Raw genomic sequence first — 9,527 nt, forward strand, 5'->3', positions numbered from 1 at the left:
CCACCGAGACAGAAAAAAGGCGAACCTCAAATGAGGTTCGCCTTATGACTTTCAACTGTGGGACAGCAGTGGCCCGGGGGCCGCCTTTTCCATCGCTTTGAAAAAAACCGGGCTTACCAGCCAGTGATTTCCTTCAAGCCATTGCCGATATCGGCCAGACTGCGGACAGTCTTGACGCCGGCATCTTCCAGCGCCCGGAACTTGTCATCCGCAGTGCCTTTACCACCGGCGATAATCGCACCGGCGTGGCCCATGCGCTTGCCCGCAGGGGCGGTCACCCCGGCAATATAGGAAACCACCGGCTTGGTGACGTTTTCCTTGATGTACGCCGCAGCTTCTTCCTCAGCGGTACCACCGATTTCACCGATCATCACGATGGCTTCGGTGGCCGGGTCTTTCTCGAACATCGCCAGGATATCGATAAAGTTGGAACCGGGAATCGGATCCCCGCCAATGCCGACACAGGTAGACTGGCCAAAGCCAAAGTCAGTGGTCTGTTTGACGGCTTCGTAGGTCAGGGTGCCGGAGCGGGAAACGATACCCACTTTACCGGGCAGGTGAATGTGGCCGGGCATAATGCCGATCTTGCACTCACCGGGGGTGATCACACCGGGGCAGTTGGGGCCGATCAGGCGCACGCCCAGCTCGTCACACTTGACCTTGCAGTCCAGCATATCCAGGGTCGGAATGCCTTCGGTGATGCAGACGATCAGCTTGATACCGGAGTTGGCTGCTTCCAGGATGGAATCCTTGCAGAACGCTGCCGGCACATAGATCACGGAAGCCTCTGCACCGGTCTGGGCGACAGCATCGGCGACAGTGTTAAATACCGGCAAACCCAGGTGCGTGGTGCCGCCCTTGCCCGGGGTCACACCACCGACCATTTGGGTGCCGTAGGCGATGGCCTGTTCGGTGTGGAACGTGCCCTGTCCGCCGGTAATGCCCTGGCAGATTACTTTGGTGTCTTTGTCGATCAGGATAGACATTACTGGTTGCCCTCCGCTGCTTTAACCACCTGCTGGGCCGCATCTGTCAGGCTGGTGGCGGCGATGATGTTCAAGCCGCTGTCCGCCAGGATTTTGGAACCCAGTTCAGCGTTGTTACCTTCAAGGCGGACCACAACCGGTACTTTTACGCCCACTTCTTCAACCGCGCCCATCACGCCTTCGGCGATCAGGTCACAGCGCACGATGCCGCCAAAGATATTGATCAGCACGGCTTTGACTTTCTCGTCGGAGAGGATGATCTTGAACGCTTCAACTACGCGCTCTTTGGTCGCGCCACCACCCACGTCGAGGAAGTTGGCCGGTTGGCCGCCGTGCAGTTTGACGATATCCATGGTGCCCATGGCCAGGCCGGCGCCGTTCACCATGCAGCCGATGTTGCCATCCAGGGCCACGTAGTTCAGATCCCACTTGGCAGCGTGTGCTTCACGGGCATCGTCCTGGGACGGATCGTGCATGTCCTGCAGCTTGCGCTGACGGTACATGGCATTGCCGTCGATGTTGATCTTGCCATCCAGGCAGTGCAGATTGCCTTCGTCGGTGATCACCAGCGGGTTGATTTCGAGCAGTGCCAGGTCATAGTCCTGGAACAACTTGGCCAGCCCCAGGAACAGTTTGGTGAACTGTTTGATCTGCTCGCCGTTGAGTCCCAGCTGGAAGCCCAGTTCGCGGGCCTGATAGGGCTGTGCGCCGGTGAGCGGATCGATCACGGCCTTGAGAATCTTCTCTGGAGTCTCTTCAGCTACTTTTTCAATCTCTACACCGCCCTCTGTGGAAGCCATAAAGACGATACGACGGGTAGATCGATCGATAACGGCGCCCAGATAGAGCTCTTGCGCAATATTGGTGCAGGATTCAACCAGAATCCGGCTGACCGGTTGGCCGTTGGCATCTGTCTGGTAGGTCACCAGTCGATTGCCGAGCCACTTGCGAGCAAACTCTTCGATTTCGTCTTTGGAGGTGACCAGTTTGACACCGCCCGCCTTGCCGCGACCACCGGCGTGTACCTGGGCCTTAACAACCCAGCGATCGCCACCGATGATACCGGCTGCAGCCACTGCCTCTTGTACGGTTTCCGCTGCCACACCTTGCGACACCGGAAGACCATACTCAGCAAAGAGCTGCTTTGCCTGATATTCGTGTAGGTTCATGCTCTATTTCCCCATTTGCTGTTTTCATTGGATGGATAAAAAACTCCGCAGGCCAGCCGTACCCGCGGAGTTTTGTGGAACACGGTTATTTGCGCTTTTTGCGATTCGGGATATGAATGGCGTGGCCATTTACCGCCAGAGCGGCTTCGTGGACAGCTTCAGACAGGGTGGGATGACCGAATACCGTCATACCGATGTCTTCTGCACTGGAACCAAATTCCATGGCAATCGCCACTTGCTGAACCAGGTCCGCGGCACTCGGGCCGACAATATGGCAGCCGAGGATGCGGTCGGTTTCAGCGTGGGCAATCATCTTCACCAGGCCATCAGTTTCGTCGGCGGCGAGCGCCCTGCCACTGGCGATGAACGGGAACGTACCCACGTTATAGGATTCACCCGCCTGTTTCAGCTGTTCTTCGGTCTTGCCGACGGCGGCGATTTCAGGGTGGGTGTAGATGACGTTCGGGATGATATCGTAGTTCATCTGGGTCTTCTGACCGGCGATGCGCTCGGCGACCATCACGCCCTCTTCCGAGCCTTTGTGGGCCAGCATCGGACCCCTGACCACATCACCTACGGCCCAAACACCGGGGGCATTGGTGGCGCATTGCTCATTGACGAAAATGAAGCCGCGCTCGTCCAGGTTGACACCGCTATCGGGGGACAGCAGGCCTTCGGTGTAGGGGCGGCGCCCGACGCAAACGATCAGCTTGTCGAAGGTTTCCTGGGCCTCTTCACCGGCACTGTTCTGGAAGGTGACCACCACTTCCTTGCCCTTCATCTTGCTGCCCGTCACACGGCAGCTAAGACGGATATCCAGGCCCTGTTTGGCGAAGATTTTCTGGGCTTCTTTGGCAATTTGCTGATCCATAATGGCCAGAAAATCCGGCATCGCTTCCAGTAGTACCACTTTGCTGCCCAAACGGTTCCAGACGCTGCCCAGTTCCAGTCCGATCACCCCGGCACCGATCACGCCGAGACGCTTCGGCACCTCAGTCAATTCCAGCGCGCCGGTCGAGTCGATGATGGTTTTACCATCGATGGGCGCAACCGGAATATTGATGGGTTGTGAGCCGGTGGCAATGATCACGTTGTCGGCAGAGAGTACCTGCACAGCGCCTTTGTGATCGGTGTATTCAACCTGGCGACCGGCCAGCAGCTTGCCGGTGCCGAACAGGGAAGTGACACCATTGCTTTTGAACAGCCCGGCAATACCACCGGTCAGTTGCTCAACGATCTTGGCCTTGCGGTTGACCATCGCTTTGACATCGATGCCCACATCGCCGGTGGAAATCCCGTGAGTGCCCAAATTTGCTTTGGTCTCGTGGTATTTATAGGAACTGTCCAGCAATGCCTTGGAGGGTATGCAACCGACGTTAAGGCAGGTGCCACCATTAACGCCCTCACCCTTGGCATTCTGCCACTTTTCAATACAGGCTGTTTTCAAACCCAGCTGAGCCGCTCTGATCGCTGCCACATAGCCAGCCGGGCCGGCACCAATCACAATCACATCATATTTGTCGGACATCATTTATCCCAATAATTTCAATCAATTACAATTTAAATTTCGAGCAAAATCTTAGCAGGATTCTCGATCATTTCCTTGATGGCAACCAGGAACTGAACCGCTTCCTTACCGTCGATCAGACGATGGTCATAGGACAGTGCGAGATACATCATCGGGCGAATGACAATCTGGCCATTCTCCACCACAGGGCGATCCTGAATTTTGTGCATACCCAAAATCGCAGTCTGTGGCGGATTCAAAATGGGTGTAGAAAGCAGCGAACCGAACACACCGCCGTTAGTAATGGTAAAGGTGCCGCCAGTCATCTCTTCAATGGTCAGCTTGCCATCGCGGGCGCGGGCACCGAACTCGGCAATGGTGCTTTCAATTTCAGCAATACCCATATTATCGGCATCGCGCAAAACCGGAACCACTAGACCTTTGTCGGTGGACACGGCAACGCCGACATCCTGATAACCGTGATAGACAATGTCGTTGCCATCAATGGAGGCATTCACAGCGGGAAAACGTTTCAGCGCCTCGGTGGCCGCGCGCACGAAGAAACCCATGAAGCCGAGCCGGGTGCCGTTGTGTACTTTGGTAAAGGTGTCCTTAAACTCTGCACGCAGCGCCATGATGCGGTGCATGTCCACTTCATTAAACGTGGTCAGCATGGCGGTGGTCTGGGTAACCTGAACCAGGCGATCAGCAATACGTGCGCGCATACGGGTCATGGCCACACGTTTTTCAACGCGATCACCGGCGGCGACGGCCACCACAGCCGTCGGAGCAGCAGCTTGGGCAGCGGGCGCTACGGCAGCAGGCGCTGCTGCCGGGGCCTGCCAGGCCACCACATCTTCTTTGGTAATGCGGCCATCTTTGCCACTGCCGGCGATGTGCTGCAGGTCGACACCCTTCTCTTCCGACAGCTTGCGCGCAGCGGGACTGGCGATTTTATCGCCCTGATCATCTGCCTCGGGTGACTCTGCGGCGGCAGCCGGCGCGGCAGCCGGTGCGGCCTCCACAGCACCAGCCACAACCTTGGCAATCACCTCGTTGCTGAGTACCACGTCGCCTTCACTCTTGAAGACTTCCTGCAATGTGCCATCCGCTGGGGCAACCACCTCCAGCACCACCTTGTCCGTCTCGATATCGACCAGCAATTCGTCGCGAACAACGGTATCACCGGGCTGTTTGTGCCATGTAGCAATATTTCCTTCCTGTACGGACTCAGGGAAGGTAGGCGCCTTAATTTCAATGCTCATTTTTTATCATTTCCTTGGTCAAGGATGGCCAGCTGGCCACTTAAAAACTCAACGCTTCGTTAACAAATCGTGCCTGTTCTTCCAGGTGTGCAGACATATAGCCTGCCGCCGGTGCAGCGGAGGCAGCTCGGCCAACATACCGCAGCGGCAGGGAACTGTTACAGCGATCAATAACACCGCGCATATGGTGTTGACTGCTGTACCAGGCCCCCTGGTTGATGGGCTCCTCCTGACACCAAATCACTTCCTCTACCGCCGGATATTCTTTCAGTACGCTCAGCAGCGCTTCATCCGGGAAGGGATAGAGCTGCTCGATACGCACCATGGCGATATTGTCGATGCCGCGGGCCATGCGTTCCTCATACAGGTGGTAGTAAACCTTACCGGAACAGAGGATCAGGCGGCGAGCCTTGGCTTTGTCAATTTCGACATCGGGAATAACCGTCATGAATTCACCATTCGCCAGGTCTTCCAGCGACGATGTCGCCAGCTTGTGACGCAGAATCCATTTCGGGCTCATCACCACCAGTGGTCGGCGCATGGGCCGAATGGCCTGCCGGCGCAGCATGTGGAATATCTGGGCGGGCGTGGTCGGGATACAAACCTGGATATTGTGCTCGGCACAAAGTTGCAGGTAGCGCTCCAGACGGGCAGAAGAGTGTTCAGGCCCCTGCCCCTCATAGCCGTGGGGCAACAGCATGGTCAGACCACAGAGGCGACCCCACTTGTGTTCGCCGCTGGTAATAAACTGATCGATAACGACCTGGGCGCCATTGGCAAAATCACCAAACTGTGCCTCCCAGATCACCAACCCACTCGGGGCGGTAGTGGCATAGCCGTATTCAAAACCGAGCACTGCCTCTTCCGACAGGAAGGAGTCGTAAATCTCAAAGGCTGGTTGATCGGGAGAGAGATGTTTGAGTGGCGTGTAAGGCTCGCCGTCTTTCTGGTTATACACCACGGCGTGCCGATGGGAGAATGTGCCGCGGCCGATATCCTGGCCAGTCATGCGCACGGGATAGCCTTGCTCCAGCAGCGTGGCATAGGCAAGCAGCTCACCCATCCCCCAGTTGAGCTCCAGGGCACCGCCGGCCATTTTATGGCGATCGTCGTATATCTTGCCGACCTGGCGCTGCACAACAATGCCGTCGGGAACCTGGCAAATGCGGTTGGCTACGTCTTTCAGGGCGTTCATGGGATAGCCCGTATCAGCTGGGGTGGTCCACTCGTGGCCAAGATAGGGGGTCCAGTCTACGAACAGTGCTTCATCCGGCTCGGAAACCAGTTTGTTCACCACATTTTCACCGCGATCCAGGATATCCCGGTACTCGGTTAGCATGCCGTCAGCTTCGCCTTGGGAAAGCACAGCTTCACTCACCAGCTTTTCAGCATAAAGTTCGCGGGTGGTTTTGTGTTTCTTGATGTGCTTGTACATCAAGGGCTGAGTCGATGACGGCTCGTCAGTTTCGTTGTGTCCTCGTCTGCGGTAGCAGACCAGGTCGATGACGATGTCTTTCTTGAACTCAAAACGGTAGTCCATCGCCAGGAAGGTGGCGAACATCACCGCATCCGGATCATCGCCGTTGACGTGGATAATCGGCGCCTGAACCATTTTGGCAACATCGGTACAGTACTCGGTAGAACGGCTGTCCTCCCGGCAACTGGTGGTAAAGCCGACCTGGTTATTGATCACCAGATGAATGGTACCGCCGGTCTTGTAGCCGCGAATCTGCGACATCTGCAGGGTTTCCATCACCACGCCCTGACCGGCAAAGGCCGCGTCACCGTGGGCAATGATCGGCACCACCTGGTTGCCCTCGGGATCGACACGGCGATCCTGACGGGCTCGCGCAGAGCCCTCCACCACCGGTGAGACAATTTCCAGGTGCGAGGGGTTGAATCCCAATGCCAGGTGAACTTCGCCGCCAGGGGTCATCACATTGGAGGAAAAGCCCTGGTGATACTTCACGTCACCGGAGGTATCCACATGGCGCTTGCCTTCGAATTCGGCGAACAGATCGGCAGGGCTTTTACCCAACACGTTGACCAGCACATTCAGGCGGCCACGGTGTGCCAGGGCCAGCACAATTTCCTTGGCACCGTATTCGCCGGCGCGCTCAATCAGGCCATCCAGCAACGGAATCAGGGACTCACCGCCCTCCAGGCCAAAACGCTTGGTGCCGGGGTACTTGGAGTCAAGGTGGCGCTCCAGCCCTTCCGCCGCGGACAGGCGTTGCAACACATGCTTGCGCATGTCGTTGTCGTAAGTCGGCTTGGAACGCACACTCTCAAGGCGTTGCTGCAACCACTGCTTCTCGGCGAGGTCAGTGATGTGCATCAACTCGACACCCACATGGCGGCAATAGGTTTCTTCAAGCGCCTCGATGATTTCCTTGAGGGTCGCCTCCTGTTTGCCAATAAACAGTGTGCCGCACTGGAAAGTGGTATCCAGATCGGCCTCGGTCAGCCCGTGATAGGTAAGTTGCAGGTCGGCGACCTGCTCACGGGTCATGATGCCGAGCGGATCCAAACTGGCTTTCTGGTGGCCGCGATTGCGGTAGGAGCTGATCAACTGCAGCACCTTGACCTGCTTGCGCTCATGCTCGATGTTAACCCCACCGGATCCAGGCGCGGGAACCGGGCGCGCTCGGCGGCGACCTAACAGCTCGAAATAGTCCTGGATCGTGGCGTGGGAGACATCGGCACCGGAATGGCCGTTTACCCTCGGGAGGGAATCAAAGAAGGAGCGCCACTCATCGGGCACAGAATTGGGATCGTGAAGGTAAGTTTCGTATAAATCGTCGATGTATGCGGCGTTCCCACCAGAGAGATGGGAAGAGCGCAAAAACTGCTGCATGATGCTTTCAGGCATCGAAAGGTTCCCTATAGTATGAAAACTGGATCATCAAGGCCCTCCACGGGGGGAGGGCCTGACGGGTTGTGATTATTATGCACCAGCACGTTAGGTTGCACTTCTTAACAACATGTTTCTGATGTGGCCGATGGCTTTGGTGGGGTTCAGCCCCTTCGGACAAACAGCGACACAGTTCTGGATACCGTGGCAGCGGAACACACTGAAAGGGTCATCCAGGTTGGCCAGACGATTTTCAGTATCCGTATCGCGGCTGTCAATCAGGAAGCGATAGGCCTGCAGCAGTCCCGCAGGACCGATGAACTTATCCGGGTTCCACCAGAAAGAAGGGCAGCTGGTTGAGCAGCAGGCACACAGGATGCATTCGTACAAGCCGTCCAGCTTGGCGCGATCCTCAGGTGATTGCAGGCGTTCGATAGCCGGCGCCGGTTCGTTATTCACCAAATAGGGCTGGATTTTTTCATACTGGGCATAGAACTGGCTCATATCGATCACCAGATCGCGGATGACCGGCAGACCGGGCAGCGGGCGCAAGACCAATTTGCCGTTTTTCACGCACGCCGACAGAGGCGTGAAACAGGCCAGACCATTTTTACCGCTGATGTTCATACCATCGGAACCGCACACGCCTTCACGGCAGGAACGGCGAAAGGCCAACGAGGGATCCTGGGCCTTCAGAAGCTCCAGCACATCCAGCACCATCAGGTCCTTGCCCGCGGTGTCCACTTCATAATCCTGCATGTACGGCGCGTTGTCCGTTTCAGGGTTGTAACGATAAACACTTACTTTCAACATGGCTCACTAACCTTTTTTAGTAGGTACGCGCCTTCGGTGCGAAGGCTTCCATGGTTTTGGGTGTGAAGTTCACGCCGCGCTTGCCAACTGCTTTGTTGGTCGGGAAGTACACGGAGTGACACAGCCAGTTTTCATCGTCGCGCTCGGCAAAGTCCTCGCGGGCGTGGGCGCCGCGGCTCTCTTTGCGCTCTTCCGCCGTAATGGCGGTTGCCTCGGCGACTTCCAGCAGATTTTGCAGTTCCAGTGCTTCAATGCGCGCAGTGTTATAGGTATTGCTCTTGTCGTCCAGGCGAACATTTTCAATGCGTGGACGCAGTGCTTGGAGCTTCTTGATGCCCTCTTGCATGAAATCACCGCGGCGGAATACACCAAAGTGGTTTTGCATGATGTTCTGCAATTCAGTGCGCAGCTCTGCGGCACCTTCACCATCGTTGGTGGTGTTAATGCGATTGAGGCGAGCCATCGCTGCATCGATATCCGCATCGGTTGCCTCTTTCAGCTCGATGCCTTCGCGCAGTGCCTGTTCAATGAACAGTCCGGAAGAGCGGCCGAACACCACCAGATCGAGCAGCGAGTTGCCACCCAGGCGGTTGGCACCGTGTACGGACACGCAGGCCACTTCGCCACAGGCGTACAGGCCTTCAATAACCGTATCATTGCCGTTTTCGTCCAGGGTCAGGGCCTGACCGGAAACGTTGGTGGGGATTCCGCCCATCATATAGTGACAGGTGGGCACCACCGGGATCGGCTCTTTAACCGGGTCGGCGTGGGCAAAGGTGCGGGACAGCTCACAAATGCCGGGCAGGCGACTTTCCAGTACCTCCTCACCGAGGTGATCGAGCTTCAGGAAGACGTGATCGCCTTTCTCGCCACAACCCTTGCCACTCAGGATCTCCAACACCATGGAGCGGGCCACCACATCGCGCGATGCGA

General features: G+C 56.8%; 7 protein-coding genes. All 7 read right to left on the reverse strand.

Annotated elements, in window-relative coordinates:
- Positions 1-113 precede the first annotated feature (113 nt).
- Positions 114-986 carry a succinate--CoA ligase subunit alpha gene (sucD, locus tag ABY948_RS09010; RefSeq protein WP_461482199.1) on the reverse strand — a complete coding sequence of 291 codons (873 nt, stop codon included), beginning with the start codon at positions 984-986 and terminating at the stop codon, positions 114-116.
- A complete protein-coding gene (sucC, locus tag ABY948_RS09015) occupies positions 986-2,155 on the reverse strand; it encodes an ADP-forming succinate--CoA ligase subunit beta (protein ID WP_461482200.1) in 1,170 nt (389 codons plus the stop codon). Before sucC ends, sucD begins: the two co-directional genes overlap by 1 nt.
- A gap of 85 nt (positions 2,156-2,240) precedes the next feature.
- Complete coding sequence (gene lpdA, locus ABY948_RS09020) at positions 2,241-3,683, reverse strand: dihydrolipoyl dehydrogenase (RefSeq protein ID WP_461482201.1); 1,443 nt, start codon at positions 3,681-3,683, stop codon at positions 2,241-2,243.
- A 32-nt stretch (positions 3,684-3,715) separates the two neighbouring features.
- Positions 3,716-4,927 (reverse strand): 2-oxoglutarate dehydrogenase complex dihydrolipoyllysine-residue succinyltransferase, encoded by a 1,212-nt coding sequence (gene odhB / locus ABY948_RS09025; RefSeq protein ID WP_461482202.1) that lies wholly within the window; start codon positions 4,925-4,927, stop codon positions 3,716-3,718.
- 40 nt (positions 4,928-4,967) lie between these two features.
- Positions 4,968-7,799 carry a 2-oxoglutarate dehydrogenase E1 component gene (locus tag ABY948_RS09030; RefSeq protein ID WP_461482203.1) on the reverse strand — a complete coding sequence of 944 codons (2,832 nt, stop codon included), beginning with the start codon at positions 7,797-7,799 and terminating at the stop codon, positions 4,968-4,970.
- Between the two features lie 90 nt (positions 7,800-7,889).
- Complete coding sequence (locus ABY948_RS09035; protein WP_461482204.1) at positions 7,890-8,594, reverse strand: succinate dehydrogenase iron-sulfur subunit; 705 nt, start codon at positions 8,592-8,594, stop codon at positions 7,890-7,892.
- Positions 8,595-8,610: 16 nt separating this feature from the next.
- A partial coding sequence (locus ABY948_RS09040) for an FAD-binding protein (protein ID WP_461482205.1) occupies positions 8,611-9,527 on the reverse strand: 917 nt, incomplete at its 5' end.

Source organism: Porticoccus sp., from assembly GCF_041592135.1.
Classification (GTDB): Bacteria; Pseudomonadota; Gammaproteobacteria; order Pseudomonadales; family Porticoccaceae; genus Porticoccus.

Excerpts from the sequence above, each read along its gene's own strand:
- sucD (WP_461482199.1), bottom strand. The coding sequence starts at position 986 with ATGTCTATCCTGATCGACAAAGACACCAAAGTAATCTGCCAGGGCATT.
- sucC (WP_461482200.1), bottom strand. The coding sequence starts at position 2,155 with ATGAACCTACACGAATATCAGGCAAAGCAGCTCTTTGCTGAGTATGGT.
- lpdA (WP_461482201.1), bottom strand. The coding sequence starts at position 3,683 with ATGTCCGACAAATATGATGTGATTGTGATTGGTGCCGGCCCGGCTGGC.
- odhB (WP_461482202.1), bottom strand. The coding sequence starts at position 4,927 with ATGAGCATTGAAATTAAGGCGCCTACCTTCCCTGAGTCCGTACAGGAA.
- ABY948_RS09030 (WP_461482203.1), bottom strand. The coding sequence starts at position 7,799 with ATGCCTGAAAGCATCATGCAGCAGTTTTTGCGCTCTTCCCATCTCTCT.
- ABY948_RS09035 (WP_461482204.1), bottom strand. The coding sequence starts at position 8,594 with ATGTTGAAAGTAAGTGTTTATCGTTACAACCCTGAAACGGACAACGCG.